The 13,504-nt window shown below is 75.9% G+C and carries 15 protein-coding genes; 4 read left to right on the forward strand and 11 right to left on the reverse strand.

Going from position 1 to position 13,504, the window contains the following annotated elements; genetic code table 11:
• The first annotated feature begins 158 nt into the window (after positions 1 to 158).
• Positions 159 to 623, forward strand: a complete 465-nt coding sequence (locus ACOACO_RS05840; protein ID WP_420295296.1) for a nucleoside deaminase — start codon at positions 159 to 161, stop codon at positions 621 to 623.
• A complete protein-coding gene (gene codB / locus ACOACO_RS05845) occupies positions 620 to 1,972 on the forward strand; it encodes a cytosine permease (protein WP_420295297.1) in 1,353 nt (450 codons plus the stop codon). Before ACOACO_RS05840 ends, codB begins: the two co-directional genes overlap by 4 nt.
• Before the next feature lie 92 nt (positions 1,973 to 2,064).
• Here the strand turns inward: codB and ACOACO_RS05850 are convergent, their stop codons facing one another.
• From ACOACO_RS05850 to ACOACO_RS05865, 4 genes are all read right to left on the reverse strand, one after another.
• A complete protein-coding gene (locus ACOACO_RS05850) occupies positions 2,065 to 2,328 on the reverse strand; it encodes a hypothetical protein (RefSeq protein ID WP_420295298.1) in 264 nt (87 codons plus the stop codon).
• Between the two features lie 88 nt (positions 2,329 to 2,416).
• Positions 2,417 to 3,055: a LysE family translocator gene (locus ACOACO_RS05855; protein ID WP_420296307.1), complete on the reverse strand. Its 639-nt coding sequence runs from the start codon at positions 3,053 to 3,055 to the stop codon at positions 2,417 to 2,419.
• Positions 3,056 to 3,187: 132 nt separating this feature from the next.
• On the reverse strand, positions 3,188 to 4,813 hold the full coding sequence (locus ACOACO_RS05860) for a fibronectin type III domain-containing protein (protein ID WP_420295299.1): 1,626 nt from the start codon (positions 4,811 to 4,813) through the stop codon (positions 3,188 to 3,190).
• 148 nt (positions 4,814 to 4,961) lie between these two features.
• Positions 4,962 to 5,540 (reverse strand): TetR/AcrR family transcriptional regulator C-terminal ligand-binding domain-containing protein, encoded by a 579-nt coding sequence (locus tag ACOACO_RS05865; RefSeq protein ID WP_420295300.1) that lies wholly within the window; start codon positions 5,538 to 5,540, stop codon positions 4,962 to 4,964.
• A gap of 56 nt (positions 5,541 to 5,596) precedes the next feature.
• Between ACOACO_RS05865 and ACOACO_RS05870 the strand changes: the two genes are divergently transcribed.
• Positions 5,597 to 5,875 carry a hypothetical protein gene (locus tag ACOACO_RS05870; protein ID WP_420295301.1) on the forward strand — a complete coding sequence of 93 codons (279 nt, stop codon included), beginning with the start codon at positions 5,597 to 5,599 and terminating at the stop codon, positions 5,873 to 5,875.
• Between the two features lie 14 nt (positions 5,876 to 5,889).
• Here ACOACO_RS05870 and ACOACO_RS05875 read toward each other — a convergent pair whose 3' ends face one another.
• The 3 genes from ACOACO_RS05875 to ACOACO_RS05885 form a co-directional block, all read right to left on the reverse strand.
• Positions 5,890 to 6,318, reverse strand: a complete 429-nt coding sequence (locus tag ACOACO_RS05875; RefSeq protein WP_420295302.1) for a pyridoxamine 5'-phosphate oxidase family protein — start codon at positions 6,316 to 6,318, stop codon at positions 5,890 to 5,892.
• 102 nt (positions 6,319 to 6,420) lie between these two features.
• Positions 6,421 to 6,906 (reverse strand): MarR family winged helix-turn-helix transcriptional regulator, encoded by a 486-nt coding sequence (locus ACOACO_RS05880; RefSeq protein ID WP_420295303.1) that lies wholly within the window; start codon positions 6,904 to 6,906, stop codon positions 6,421 to 6,423.
• Positions 6,907 to 6,915: 9 nt separating this feature from the next.
• Positions 6,916 to 7,497, reverse strand: a complete 582-nt coding sequence (locus ACOACO_RS05885; protein WP_420295304.1) for a TetR/AcrR family transcriptional regulator — start codon at positions 7,495 to 7,497, stop codon at positions 6,916 to 6,918.
• A 24-nt stretch (positions 7,498 to 7,521) separates the two neighbouring features.
• On the opposite strand from ACOACO_RS05885, the gene ACOACO_RS05890 reads away from it, so the two are divergent.
• The gene (locus ACOACO_RS05890) at positions 7,522 to 8,730 is read left to right on the forward strand and encodes an MFS transporter (protein WP_420295305.1); all 1,209 of its coding nucleotides are present in this window, start codon (positions 7,522 to 7,524) and stop codon (positions 8,728 to 8,730) included.
• Between the two features lie 19 nt (positions 8,731 to 8,749).
• Here ACOACO_RS05890 and ACOACO_RS05895 read toward each other — a convergent pair whose 3' ends face one another.
• From ACOACO_RS05895 to ACOACO_RS05910, 4 genes are all read right to left on the reverse strand, one after another.
• Positions 8,750 to 9,313: a DUF5709 domain-containing protein gene (locus tag ACOACO_RS05895; RefSeq protein WP_420295306.1), complete on the reverse strand. Its 564-nt coding sequence runs from the start codon at positions 9,311 to 9,313 to the stop codon at positions 8,750 to 8,752.
• 95 nt (positions 9,314 to 9,408) lie between these two features.
• The gene (locus ACOACO_RS05900) at positions 9,409 to 10,254 is read right to left on the reverse strand and encodes a hypothetical protein (RefSeq protein ID WP_420295307.1); all 846 of its coding nucleotides are present in this window, start codon (positions 10,252 to 10,254) and stop codon (positions 9,409 to 9,411) included.
• Between the two features lie 275 nt (positions 10,255 to 10,529).
• A complete protein-coding gene (locus tag ACOACO_RS05905; RefSeq protein ID WP_420295308.1) occupies positions 10,530 to 11,570 on the reverse strand; it encodes a histidine kinase N-terminal 7TM domain-containing protein in 1,041 nt (346 codons plus the stop codon).
• A gap of 103 nt (positions 11,571 to 11,673) precedes the next feature.
• Positions 11,674 to 13,341: a sigma-70 family RNA polymerase sigma factor gene (locus ACOACO_RS05910; protein ID WP_420295309.1), complete on the reverse strand. Its 1,668-nt coding sequence runs from the start codon at positions 13,339 to 13,341 to the stop codon at positions 11,674 to 11,676.
• Positions 13,342 to 13,504: the final 163 nt, after the last annotated feature.

Consider the following 13,504-nt stretch of genomic DNA (forward strand, 5'->3'; position numbering starts at 1 on the left):
CCACCCACCTCTCTGCTCGACGACCGACGCCTCGTCGGGCGACGATGTGTCCACCCGACCGGCCGTCAGCGCGGACAGCCTGTCCCTTGGGTGTCGCGTGCCATCCCACCAGCATGTGACCCGTACCACAAGGGCGAGCCGCCCTACCCGACCGAGAGGTGAGCACCGTGCGAGACCAGGACCGACAGTTCCTCGACCAGGCCGTCGAGCAGGCCAGGATCGGCTGGGAGGAGGGTGGCGTCCCCATCGGGGCCGCCCTCGTGCACGGCGGCGAGCTGCTCGCCGTCGGCCGCAACCGCCGCGTGCAGCTCGGCAGCGCCATCCGCCACGGCGAGACCGACTGCCTCGAGAACGCCGGCCGCCTGCCGGCGCGCACCTACCGGGAGAGCACGCTCTACACGACGCTCTCGCCCTGCTACATGTGCGCCGGCACGATCGTGCTCTACGGCATCCCCCGCGTCGTCGTCGGCGAGAACCAGAGCTTCCAGGCCTCGGAGGAGTGGCTGCGCTCCCACGGCGTCGAGGTGGACGTCGTCGACGACGCCGAGTGCCGCGCCCTCATGGAGAAGATGATGGCGGAGCGGCCGGAGATCTGGGCCGAGGACATCGGGGAGGAGGCGTGAGCACCGACGCGGTGCGCGCCGACGGCCCGGCGGGGGCGACCGGCTCGGGCGACGGGCCCGAGGGCGCCGTCGTCGACCACGACTACCCGGTCACCCCGGTCCCGGCCCACGCCCGGAAGTCGCTGTTCTCGCTGGCCGTCGTGCTGCTGGGCTTCACGGTCTTCACGCCGACGATGCTCGCGGGCGCCCAGCTCGGCAACGCGTTCCCGCTGGCCGACCTGCTCTGGGTGATCCTGCTCGGCTCCCTCATCCTCGGCGCCTACGTCGCGGTGCTCGGCTGGATCGGCGCCCGCACCGGCCTGACGACGGTGGTGATGGCCCGCTACACGCTCGGCACCTCGGGCTCGCGGTTCGCCTCCCTGCTGCTCGGCGGCACGCAGATCGGCTGGTACGGCGTCATCATCGGCACGATCGGCGCCCTGACCGCCCAGGCGTTCGGGTGGGAGTCGTACGCCGCGGAGGCGGCCGTCATGATCGCCGCGAGCGCGCTGATGTGCGTCACGGCCTGCTACGGCTACCGCGGCATGTACTGGGTCTCGCTCGTCTCGACCCCGCTCATCCTCGTGCTGGCCGTGTGGGTCGTGCACCGCTCCCTGCAGGAGGTCGGCGGCTGGTCCGGGCTCGCCGACGTCGACCCCGACGGCTCGATGACGCTGGCCGTCGCGGTGACCACGGTGGTCGGCACGTTCGTGTCCGCCGGCACGCAGACCCCGAACTGGACCCGCTTCGCCCGCCACGGCTGGCACGCGGTCCTCGCCTGCTGCATCGGCTTCCTCATCGGCAACGGGCTGATGATCTTCTTCGGCGCCGTCGGGGCGATGACGTTCGGCGAGGGCGACTTCGTGCTGGTGCTCTACCAGCTCGGCCTCGTCGGCTGGGGCCTGTTCCTGCTGTTCGGCAACCTGTGGAAGTCGAACGCCGACACGGCGTACGCCTTCGGGGTCGCGGGCGCCGCCATGTTCGACAAGCCCAGCAAGATCCCGTTCGTGGTCGGTGGCTCGGTCATCGGCACGGTGCTCGCCCTCGCGGGCATGCACGAGCACCTCGTCGACTACCTCGTGCTGCTCGGCATCTTCGTGCCGCCGCTGGGCGGCGTCATCATCGGCGACTACCTGGCCCGCTGGCGCCGGGGCATGCCCGAGGGGGCGCGCCTGCCGTCGTACGACGTGCCCGTCCTCGCCTGCTACGTCGTCGCGAGCGCCCTGGCGTGGGGCTCGGACCACCTGGAGATCGGCATCCCGCCGCTCGTCGGCATCCTCGTGGCCGCCGCCCTGGCGTACGTCGTGGGTCGGGCCCGCCCCGGCGCCGCGGCCGGCGCGGGGGAGACCCCGGTGGCCTCCGCCCGCTGAGCGCGTTCCGCCCCGTCGGACCGACGGCCCCGCCCCCACGAGGGGACGGGGCCGTCGTGCTGTGCGGCCGCGGCGCGGTCAGTCACGCCGGGTCAGATCCAGCGGGCGCCGATCTCGTCGTGCAGCTGCTGGGTCTTCTGCACCTTCAGCACGCCGTCCTCGACCCGCGCCTCGAGGCCGCAGGCGGTGGCGATCGCGACGATCGCGTCGCGCTCCTCGGGGTGGTCGTCGGCGGTGCCGCCGTCCCACAGCTCCAGCCACCGGTCCGTCGGGTCGTCGCTGCCCGCGTCGGCCCAGACCCGGCAGATCCGGTCGAGCTCGTCCTGCGTCATCGGGCGGGTGGGGGTGGCGTACATCGTCGGCGCTCCTGGGTCGTGGGGGCTGGTCGTGGGCTGGGGTCGTGCCGTCCGGAGGTCCCCCGCCGTCGGGCGGCGCAAACCCGCGTCAGGTGCGCCGGCCCACGGTCGCGAGCAGGCCGCCGAGCCCGATGAGGGCGACGCCGGAGACGCGGTCGACCACGACCCGGGAGCGCCGCGCCCCGAGCACCGAGCGCAGGCGCTGCACCCCGGCGACGAACACGACCCACCAGAGCAGCCCGAGCGCGACGTCGAGCGTGCCGAGCAGCAGCACCTGCGGCGCAACGGCCGCCGAGGGCGACAGGAACTGGGGCAGCACGGCCATGAAGAAGAGCGCCGCCTTCGGGTTCAGCACGTTGGAGACGAACGCCTCGCGCCACACGGCGACGGACGACGCGGCGGTCGTGGGCCCGGCGTCGGCGTCGGCGTCGTCGGCGCGGTGGGCGAAGGAGTCGCGCAGGGCGCGCGCGCCCAGGTACACGAGGTACGCCGCGCCGACGATCTTCAGCACCAGGAACGCCTGGGCGCTGGCCAGCAGGACGGCGGCGACGCCGACGGCCGCCGCGGTCATGTGCACCACCAGGCCCGACTGCACCCCGAGCCCGGCGACGAGCCCGGCCCGTGGCGACGTGGCCGCGTGGCGCATCACCACGAACCAGTCCGGGCCCGGCGTCACGTAGGCCACCGTGGCGACGAGCAGGAAGGCGCCGATCGTCCCGAGATCCATCACCCCCTCACCCTCGCCCCGGCGCGGGCGGTGGGACAAGGGGGTACGACGAACGGGCGGGCGCCGCGTGTCGCGACGCCCGCCCGTCGGCGGAGCGGTCCGGGTCCGGCCCGGAGCCCGTCGGTCCCGGCCTCAGCGCAGGGTGACGAGGCGGACCGGCGAGCCCGCGGAGTTGCCCAGGCGGTTGGCGGCGTAGACGCGGAAGTAGTGGTTCCCGCGGCCCAGGCCCCGGAAGGTCAGCTCGCGCGTCGAGGCCGGCACGGCGACGTACCGGTTGCCGTGCTGCACGACGTACCCCGTCACGGGGAACCCCCCGGTGTTGCGGGGCGGGGCCCAGCCGACGGTCACGTCGTTGCCGCGCACCCGCACGCCGGGCAGCGCCGGGGCGGCGGGCGGGCGGACGACGTTCGTGGTGACGACCGGGCTGCCGGCCGAGTTGCCCATGCGGTTCGCGGCGTAGACGCGGAACGAGTGCGTGCCCGCGGTCTGGCCCCGCATCGTGACGCGGCCCAGGTCGCCCGGGACGGTGAACCAGCGGGAGCCGCCGACGCCGGTCTGGTGCACGACGTACTCGGTGACCGGGCTGCCGCCGTCGGCGACACGGCCCCAGGTGAGGGTGACGTCGCCGGTCGTCGTCGAGCGGACCACGGGCGTGGCCGGGGTCGCGGGGCGGGTCGCGGCCGGGCTGCCGTCGCAGACGGTGGTGCTGCCGACGTAGTACGCGAGCGAGTCGCCGAAGTGGTCGCGCTCCTCGATCGAGAACTCCGACCAGAAGACCTCGATGTCCTCCCCGCCGACACCGGAGAAGTCGAACGTGACCGGGGCGTCGCCCATCCACTCGTCGAACCAGTCCGGGTCGATCGGCTCGTAGTCGGTGATCTCGACCCCGTCGAGCGACCTGTTGCCGTCGGCGTCGCGGTAGAAGACCTCGCCCATCTGCAGGTAGCGGCCGTGCGGCGGCACGAAGGTCAGCTCGCAGCCGGCGACCCCCACCCGGGAGGTCTGCGTGCCCTCGCCGACGCCGCACTCGAAGGTGTCGACGGAGTCGATCGTCGGCTCGCTGGTGTCCTCGGGGTGCTGGGCGAGGAAGTCCACCGAGGTCCAGGCGCTGGTGACGGTGAACGCCCCGCCCGGCTGGAGGACGACGGTCTCGAAGTAGTCCTCGTAGTCCCAGTACTCCGTCTCGCCCTCGGCCTCGCCGGACCCGGCCTCGTGGGCGAGCTGGCTGTCGGACGCCTCGAGGCGCTCGCGCATCTGCTGCGGCACGGCGAGGGCGATGAGGAGGCCGCCCTCGGCGTAGGCCAGCTCGACCGGGTGGTCCCGCTCGTTGCGGATGGCGACGACGCAGCCGTCGGTCGCGACCGTCAGGAGGTCGCTGCCCTGCTGGGTGGTGAAGTAGTCGGACGCGCGGCCGGTGCGGGAGTCGTACTCCTCCCAGCCGTGCGGCGCGAGCGCGTAGCCACGGGTCGGGGCCGCCGTGACGACCAGCCTCCGGTACCCCTCGTCGTCGGCCGCCGGCAGGTCCACCTCGCCGGTCAGGGCACGTCCGCGCTCGTCGAGGTAGCGCACGCCCTCGACCGTCGGGATGAGCAGGGTGTCGAAGTCGACGTAGGAGGGCCGCGGCGGGATCACCGCGGTGGCGGCCCCCGCGGCGGGCGCGATCGCGGTCGTCGCGGCCAGGCCGGTGGCGAGCGTCGCGGTCAGCGAGACGGACAGGGCGGCGACGCGCGTCAGCGCGTGCCGAGGACGAGTGGTCACGAGTGGTCCCCCGGTGTCGGTGGTGCCGCGCCCCCCGGCGCGCCAGCGAAGTAAAGCGTCCTGCGAGCCCTCGTGTCGCGGTGACGACCGATCTCGCGCCGGGCGGTCCAGACCAGTCGGGGCAGCGGCGCGTCGGGTCCCGGCCGCCTCAACTACGGCGCGGCGCGAACCCGGCGAGCACGCGGTCGACGACGGTCTCGACGTCCGCCGGGGGGAGGGCCTCGCCGCGCCAGAGCAGGCGGTAGTACGTCGAGCCCAGCACGAGGTCGAGCAGCAGCTCGCCGTCGGCGGCGGCGTCGACCTCCCCGTGGCGCCGGGCGTGGTCGACCCACGCCAGGCCGTCGCGGCGCAGCTCGGCCAGGGTGGCCCGGAACGCCGCGTCGACCGCCGGGTCGCCGGCCGCCGCGGCCAGCAGCTCGCCGGTCGCCCGGCGCAGCGAGGGGTCGCGGCCGGCGCGCGCGAGGCGCAGCAGGCGGTGGACGAGGAACGAGCGCAACGAGGTCGGCTCGTCGAGCCCCTCGGAGAGCCCGGCGCCGCCCGGCTGGCTCGCCACGGCGACGAGGATCTCGTCGACGCTCGCGAACCGGCGGTTGACCGCGGGCAGGCTCACCCGGGCGCGGCGCGCGACCTGCGCCCGCGACAGGCCCTGCCGCCCCTGCTCGCCGAGCAGCGCGACGCAGGCGTCGACCACCCGGCGGTCGAGGTCGGGATCGCGGGGGCGGGCCATGGGTCCGATGTTACGTTAATTGGAGTAACGGAACTGCACCCGACCCAGGAGGCTCCATGTCCGTCCAGCGCCACGCCGCCCAGATCGCCGGCCACCGCGTCGAGCTCGTCTTCGACAAGAACCTCGTCGTGCTCAACCGCGCCCGGCTCGAGGTCGACGGCGTCGAGGTCGACTCCACCCGGGTCGTGTACGGCGAGCGCGAGCTCACCGCGGACCTGCCGGACGGGAGCGCCCTCGAGGTCCGCCTGCACTCCGGCATGGTCGGCGAGCTCACCCGCGCCCAGGCGCGCGTCGGCGGCGGCGCCGCCTGGACGGACCTCGCGCCGGAGGCCTGAGCCCGCCGTACCGCTCAGGCGTGGTGCACGTGTCGCCCGGTGACCTCGTGCGGCTCGATGCGCAGCGTCCACGACCGCGGGCCGCCGGGCCACGGCACCAGTCGGTGCAGCTCCTCGGAGGCCAGCAGCTGCTCGTCGTCGACGACACCGCTCGTGCCCCGCACCACGACGCTCCAGCCGTCACGGGCGAGCCGCGCGTGGTGGTCGGCCTCGAAGACGACCTCGCCGTCGTGGTCGGCCAGCGCGGCGAGCGAGCTGTCGGGGGAGGTGCGCAGGAAGATCGCGCCGTCCACCACGCGGTAGTTGACGGGCACCAGCACGATCCCGTCGGGGCCGAGGAACGCGACCCGCCCGACCGTGGTGGTCGCGAGGAGCTCGTAGCACCGCTCGGCGCTCAGGTCCTGCGACGTGCCCTCCGTGGTGTTCCTGTCCGCTGCGTCCATGCCTGCTCCTCCCGTGCGGGCGGGGCGGCCCGCGCCCTCCTCAGGCTACCGCCGGGGCTGCTCCGGTCCGGTCGATCCGTCCGGGGGCGCGATCGGTGCGGGTCACGCCCGCGGGTCGGGGGCGATGCGGTCGAGCGCACGGACGAGCTGCTGGAGGTCGAAGCCGTCGAGCTGCTCGAACAGGTGGCGCCGCACGCTCGCGAGGTGGGCCGGCCACGCCTCGCGCAGGCGCTCCAGCCCCGCGTCGGTGAGCACGGCGGTCGCCCCGCGCCCGTCGTCGGTGGCGCGCCGCCGCTCCACCCAGCCACTGCGCTCCAGCCGCTGCACGACCCGGGTCATGCCGCTCAGCGACAGGTTGGCCGCCGTCGCCAGGTCGCCCATGCGCAGGGTCCGGCCCTCCGCCTCCGACAGGTGCATGAGGGTGAAGTAGTCGGTCAGGGCCAGGCCCTCCTCGCGCACCAGGTCGGCGTCGAACGAGCGGGTCACCACCGCGGACGCCCGCGCGAACGACCGCATGAAGGCCTCCTCGTCCGCCGAGAGGGGGACGGGGTGGTCGTCGGTGGGGTCGTCCGGTCGGTGCGCGGTCACGGACCCAGGTTACTTGACTCGACAACGATCAACGAGCGCAGCGGCCACGGCACGCGCGTCGCGCCGCACCGGCGAGGTGTCGGCCGCGTCGCGCAGGCGCATCGCGAGCTCTCCCGACACGACCAGCAGCAGCGTCTCGGCGAGCGCGTCGGCCTGCCCCTCGCCGACGACCGGTACGGCGAGCCGCCGCAGCGTCGTGCGCAGGGTGGCCGTGTCCTGCGCGACGGCGGCGGCCAGCGGCGGGGGAGGGTCGACGTACTCCGCCGCGGTGCCGAGGAACGCGCACCACCGCGCGGCCCCGGGGCGCGTGCGGAAGGAGTCGAGCGCGTCGAAGACCGCGAGGAGGCGGTCGGTGTCGCTCGGGGCGGCGTCGACGGCGGCCTCCCACGTGGCGACCCACTCGCGGTGGCGGCGCTCCAGTGCGGCGGCGAGCAGCCCGTCCTTGCTGCCGTAGGCGCGGTAGAGCGTCGCGGGCGACACCCCCGCGAGGGCGAGCACCTCGTCGACGGGCGTGGCCGCGATGCCGCGGGTGAACAGCAGCTGCTCCGCGGCGTCGAGGAGCTTCTTCTCGGTGCTCGCGCGGGTGGTCACGCCTCCCACCCTAGACTCGGGAGAATGAAACGCACGTTATCGTTTTCGGAGCGCCGTCCGGCCGCCCTCGTCGTGACCGGGACGTGCCTCGTGGCGGCGACCTACGGTCTCGTGCGGCTGGCCTACGGGCTCTTCCTTCCCGACGTCTCGGCCTCCCTCGACCTCTCCGACCGGCTCGCCGGGTGGACCTCGTCGGCGGCGTCGCTGTCCTACTGCGTCGGCGCCCTCCTCGGGCTGGGGGCCGACCGCGCACCGCGGCTCGTCGTGGCCGGGGCGCTCGCGACCGGCGCCGTCGGGTCGGCCGGCATGGCGCTCGCCCCGGACCGCGGCTGGTTCGCGGCGCTCGCGGTGCTCGGGTCGGCCGGCGCGGGCCTCGCCTCGCCGGGGCTCGTCGGCCTCGTCGACCGGGTCGTCCCCGCCGCGGACCGTCCCCGCGCGCAGGCGGTCGTCAACTCCGGCACCGGGCCGGGCCTCGTGGCCGCCGGGGTCCTGGCGCTGGTGCTCCTGCCCGACTGGCGCCTCGGGTTCGCCGTCAGCGCCGGGCTCACCGTGCTGGCCGGCGCGGGCGTGCTGCTCGTGGCCGGCCGCGGCGCGACGTACGCGGCGGCGGCGAGCGGGCCCGCCGCGGTACGGCGCACCGCGCCCCCCGTGGGACGGCTGCGGGAGGGGCGGGGGGAGAGCTGGCGGTTCGTCGTCGCCCTCGCCGCCCCCGCGGTGGGTGCGCTGGGCCTGGGGGCCGCGTCGGCCGCGGTGTGGACCTACGGGCGCACGCTGCTCGTCGCCGAGGGTGCGGGGGCGACCGGCTCGACGGTCGGGTGGATCGCGATCGGCGTCGGGGGCGCCCTCACCGTCGTCACCGCCGGCGTGCTCGGGGCATTGCGCCCGCAGGTGGCGTGGGGTGCGACGGTGCTGGCCGTGGCGGCCGTGCTCGCGGTCCTCGCCGTCGCGGCAAGGCAGCTGCCGGTCGCGGTCGGCGCCTGCGCGGTCTTCGGCTGGGCGTTCGTGGCGGCCACGTCCGCGCTCATCGCGTGGGCCGCCGAGGTGCGCCCGGAGCGGGCCGCGGCCGGCACCGCGCTGCTCTTCGTGACCCTCGTGCTCGGTCAGGCCGTCGGGTCGGCCGTGGTCGGCGAGATCGCGGCCCGCGCCGACCTCGCCGTCGGCTTCGGGGTCGCGGCCGGTACGGCGGCGCTCGCCGCGGCGGCCGGGCTGCGCGGGCGCCGGGCTCGGGGGTAGCCGGCGCCCGCGCCGCGGCTCACGCGGGGAGGTCGTCCTCGTCGACGACGTGGACCGCGGCCTCCTCGGCGCCGGCGGCGGCGCCGTCGATGCCGACGTCGGTCGCCACGAGGTCCTTCTCGGTGTCGGTGCGCACGCCCTCGTCGGGGGCCACCAGGCGTCCGGAGCGCGGGTCGCCGACCTCGCGGGTCTCGCTGCCCTGGGCGGCCTGGTCCTCCGCCGCGGGTGCCTCGGTCACGAGGGTGGCGAGGTCGCCCGCCGCGTCGGCGCGCTCGGCCTCCTCGTACGGGTCCGGCTCGGGCTCCTCCTGGTCGAGGCGCTGGTCGAGCGTCTCGCCCATGCTCTCCTCGAGCGGGGTGTTGCCGTAGCGCTGCCCGGCCGACCACTTCTCGGGCGGCGAGTAGCCCTCGTCCATGGGGTCGACGAGCCCGCGGTCGTCGTCGACGAGGCTGTCGCCCGTGCTCTGCGGCTGGTTCTCGTCGTCGACGCTGTAGCCGTGGTAGTTCTCGTTGTCGGTCGTGTCACCGGACACGTCGACGCCGGGGTCGGTGCCGATCTCGCTCGCCACGCCGTCCTGGCTCATGGTTCCTCCGTCTCGCTCGGGTCCGCGCCGGTACCCCGTGGGGGAGCGGGCAGCGGGCCCGAGCGTGTGACGGACGTCCGGGCGGGAGCCTCGGCTCAGCTGTAGGCGGGCGAGTAGAGGAGGAGGTCGCCGAGGCCGGTGAGGCCCGTGCCCGTGTCGGTGACGATGGAGACGATGGGCTTGGACTGCTGCGGGGGCCGGGACGTGCCCGAGGGGGTGGGCCAGTTCATCGTGAAGTCGAGGCGGCCGCCGTCGGCGGGAACCGTCACGGGGACGTCGTTGAAGATGGCGACGAACGCGCCGTTCTCGACGGCCCGCTGCCCCGCGTAGGGCACGCCCCCGACGGTGAACCCGATCGCGGAGGGCAGCGGGAACGACCACACCCGGGTGCGCACCGTCGTGTCGGCCGACGTGAGGGGCACGGGAGTCGTGTTGGCGATGAAGAACCCGGACGAGCCGGAGGGCGACCCCTGGCCGCCGGGGACGGCGGCGAACCACAGGAGCTGGTAGCTCGAGTGGACCGTGGCGTCGCCGGAGGGTGCGGCGGTCCCGCGCACCGGGTCGGGGGTGACCGTCAGCGGCTGCGCCTCGGGCGTGGCGGCGAAACCGTCCCAGGCGACCGTGTGGACGACCGACTCGCCGGCGGGCACCGAGGCCGCGGTGAGCTGCCAGCGGTCGGCCGCGACGCCGCCGGCCTGCACGCGCTCGGCGGCGGCACCGTCGAGGGTGAAGGGCGAGGACACCGTCCAGGCCGGGGTGGTGAAGGTGAGGGGGCCGGAGTAGTCCACGGCGGAGGTGTTGGTGACCGTCACCGACGCCGTGCCGAAGGGGGCCTCGGCCGTCACGACCGGGGTGACCGTGTACACCAGCGTGCTGCCGGTGGACGAGGCGGCGAAGGCGGGCGCGGCGGCCACGACGGCGACGGCGGGGGCGCTCCACACCGCGGCGGCCGTGACCGCTCGGCGGGTGGCGCGACGGGCGGGGAGGAGCCGGGGCGGCTGTCCTGAGGGGTCACGGGAGGGTCCTCTTCTATGGTGGTCGGACGGAAAGTAGCACCGGGAGGGCCCGCCGTCGCCGGCAAGCCACGCCCGCGCGCCAGGCGGCTTGGACCACCTCGGCGATCCGCCGCAACGGCGTAAGGATCGGCCGGCTCGGCCGTCCTCCTGTCGTGTGCCGCCTCGTCGCCGCAGGAGTCAGCGCGGGGGCACCCGCGGGGTCAGCGCGGGGGTCGGGGGCGTCGGACGGCACCCGGCTCGGCGACCACGGTGAGCCGGGGCTGCGCCGGCGCGGCGTCCGACTGGCCCGTCGCGGACGAGCGGCCGCGGCGCAGCAGCACCACCCACCCGTTGCCGGGGCCCGGGGCGTCGGTCTCGTCGTAGCGGCGGTGGCAGTAGCCGGTGAACGTCGCGCTGGCGGAGCCGAGCTCGACCACCACGACGGTGCCGTCCGGCACGGGCAGGCCGACGCCCAGCACGGCCTCGGCGTGCGCACCCAGGGGCTCGTCGAGCCCGCGCAGGGTGCAGAGCACCTCGGCGGGCCGGTTCCACTCGACCAGCCGCTGGTCGGTGTCGAAGACGAGCACCAGGGCGCCGAGGTCGTCGAGGAGCTCCTCCGACGTGGGGGGCGTGCCGACGCCCCCGCGGCGGCCCAGGGCGCCGGCGACCGTGAACAGCGTGAGCGTGACCACCGCGACGACGTCGGTGAGCTGGAGGCGCAGGGCCTCGGCGACGAGCGCGGCGACCGCGCCCCACTGCACGACCGTCACCTGCGCGCGGACGGCGGGCGAGCGGTCCTGGCGCCGCCGGGCCAGGACGGGCACCGCCAGCACGAGCAGGGCGAAGCAGTAGACGGTGTGCAGGCCGAACACCAGCACCAGTGGCACGACGGGGCGCCCGGGCAGGGCCAGCAGCGGGGTGTCGCTCAGCGCCACGCGGCAGACGAGGACGAACACGGGCTCGACCACCAGCACCGCCGCCAGCCGCCGCGACGGGCGCCACCCCGGCCGGGCGGTGCGGTGCACGACGACGTAGAAGGCGCTGATGGTGGCGCCGATGGCGGGCATCCACAGGACCTGGGCGCCGAGCAGCAGGCCCACCTGGAGCACCCAGGCGACGTGGGCCGCCCAGACCGCGGCCATGACGCAGGTCAGGGCGAGCAGACCGCCCGCCGCCAGGCGTCTGCGCAGCACCAGCGCCACGACGGCGCTCAGCAGCGCGAGCGCGACGGCACCCGCGTGCACCGCCGCCTCCATGTTCATCGACCGTCCCCCGAGAAACGCACGCGGGGATTGTCGGGCCCCCCGGCGGCCCGGGTCGAATCGTCGGTGTGCCGGGCGGAACGGTGTTCGCGGACCGGGCCGCTCAACCGACCGGGCGCAGGATCGCGTCGACCTCGTTGTCCTCCGGACGGTCGGCCGGACGGTCGTCGGCGGTCAGCGCCAGACCCAGCCAGGCGAGGGCGTCGTGGCGCACGTCCAGCACGACGGTGTCGTCGACCGGGGAGAGCCGGTCGACCCACTCCACCACCCGCTGGGTGCTGCACCTGTCGTCCCCGGCGCCGGTCCGGCAGACCTCCTGGGCGCCCCGCACGGTGGCGGTGAGGACGGTCCCCGGGGAGGCCGCGGTCACGGGGACGGTGACCCGCGTCCACCCCGGCCGGGACGGCGAGGGGGCGACGGCCACCCGCGAGCGCTCGAGGCGGGGGTTGAGGGCCGGGTCGGTGGCCGGTGGCGTCGGCTGGACGCCCGGGCCCTCCGGTGTCTCCGGGGCCTCCGGCGCCGGGCTCGGCCGCGGCCGTGGCGGGGGTCGCAGGACCGGCCGGCGCGTCGGCGCGTCCGCGGCGGGCCGCGCCACGTCGGGCCCGGCGGCCGGGACCGGGGAACCCGCGGGCGCGGGGACCGTCGGCGGCGCGGGGGCGGGCGCGGGCGGTACGGCGGGGGCGACGCCGGCGTCGGGGGCGTCGGCGGACCCGGGGCCGTCGGTGGTCCCGGCCGGACCGGCGGGCGGGGCCGCCGAGGAGTCGGACCCCGAGCGCTCCAGGGCGGTCACGACGCCCGCGCCGACGGCGACGGCCGCGACGCAGGCGGCCACGGCGACCCACCGCGCGGTGTGACGTGCAGGGCGGCGCGGGCGAACGGCCGTGGTGCCGGTGCCGTCGGGACGGACCGCGTCGCCGAGGCTCGCAGCGCCCGTGCCCGACGCCGTACCGAGGTCGACCGCGCGGAGGGCGACGACGCCGGCCAGGGGGGCGAGCAGCGCACCCAGGTTCGACGAGACCTGGCCCAGCTCGCGCGCCGCTGTGCTGCAGCGGTCGCAGGTCTCGAGGTGCGCGGCCACGCGCCCGCGGCGCGTGCGCGGGACCGAGCCCCGCACGAACGCGCCGAGCTGGCGGACCACGCCCGTGCACGCCGCGTCCGTCGTCGCGCCCAGGTGGGCGTCGAGGTACGCCGTGCGCAGCCCCTCCCGCGCCCGGTGGGCGAGCACGCCGACGGCGTTCGCGGAGATGCCGAGCAGCTCGCCCACGTCCTCGTGGCTCATGCCCTCGACGGCGGTGTGCCACAGCACGTGCTGCCAGCGCGGCGGGAGGCCGGCGAACGCCGTGCCGACGGTGGCCAGCTCGAAGCGCTCGTCGGCGCCGTCGGGCACCGGGTCGAGCAGGGGGTCCAGGTCCTCGTCGTCCGGGACCAGGACGAGGCGGGCGTCGCGCCGCACGTGGTCGACCCAGGCGCTGTTGACGGCGGCGGCGAGGTACGGCCGGAACGCCGTCCGGGGTCCCCGCCCCTCCCGCAGCAGCCGCAGGATGCGCTCGAAGGCGGTGGCGGCGAGGTCGTCGGCGAGGCCGGGGCCGGCCCGGCGCGCGGCCATCGCCACGGCGAGGGGGTGGTAGCGCTCGAAGAGGGTCGCCACCGCCGCCGCGTCGCCGGCGCGGGCCCGCTCGAGGAGCTCGGTGTCGTCGTCGACGCCCCCGGTGCCGGGGGCGCCGGGGGTGGTGGGGACGGCGTGGAGGGGCCGCTGGTGGGTGGAAGTCATCGGTACCTGGCTGTGCTCGGGGGTCGACCTGTGCCGTGAGCGTAGGCCACCTCGGCCGCCTCGTGGGGCGCGAGCGAGGACGACCGCGCCGTGTGGTGCAGACCATCCGAGAAGTTCCCGCGCACCGCGTAAGGAACCCGCCCGGACCCCGTCCTACCCCTGC

The sequence above is a fragment of the Nocardioides sp. CPCC 205120 genome (genome assembly GCF_048654585.1).
Taxonomy (GTDB): Bacteria; Actinomycetota; Actinomycetes; order Propionibacteriales; family Nocardioidaceae; genus Nocardioides.

Bases quoted from the DNA above. Each gene is read 5' to 3' on its own strand.
- ACOACO_RS05850 (WP_420295298.1), bottom strand. From the start codon at position 2,328: ATGTACGCCACCCCCACCCGCCCGATGACGCAGGACGAGCTCGACCGG.
- ACOACO_RS05855 (WP_420296307.1), bottom strand. From the start codon at position 3,055: ATGGATCTCGGGACGATCGGCGCCTTCCTGCTCGTCGCCACGGTGGCC.
- ACOACO_RS05865 (WP_420295300.1), bottom strand. From the start codon at position 5,540: ATGGCCCGCCCCCGCGATCCCGACCTCGACCGCCGGGTGGTCGACGCC.
- ACOACO_RS05870 (WP_420295301.1), top strand. From the start codon at position 5,597: ATGTCCGTCCAGCGCCACGCCGCCCAGATCGCCGGCCACCGCGTCGAG.
- ACOACO_RS05875 (WP_420295302.1), bottom strand. From the start codon at position 6,318: ATGGACGCAGCGGACAGGAACACCACGGAGGGCACGTCGCAGGACCTG.
- ACOACO_RS05890 (WP_420295305.1), top strand. From the start codon at position 7,522: ATGAAACGCACGTTATCGTTTTCGGAGCGCCGTCCGGCCGCCCTCGTC.
- ACOACO_RS05895 (WP_420295306.1), bottom strand. From the start codon at position 9,313: ATGAGCCAGGACGGCGTGGCGAGCGAGATCGGCACCGACCCCGGCGTC.
- ACOACO_RS05905 (WP_420295308.1), bottom strand. From the start codon at position 11,570: ATGAACATGGAGGCGGCGGTGCACGCGGGTGCCGTCGCGCTCGCGCTG.
- ACOACO_RS05910 (WP_420295309.1), bottom strand. From the start codon at position 13,341: ATGACTTCCACCCACCAGCGGCCCCTCCACGCCGTCCCCACCACCCCC.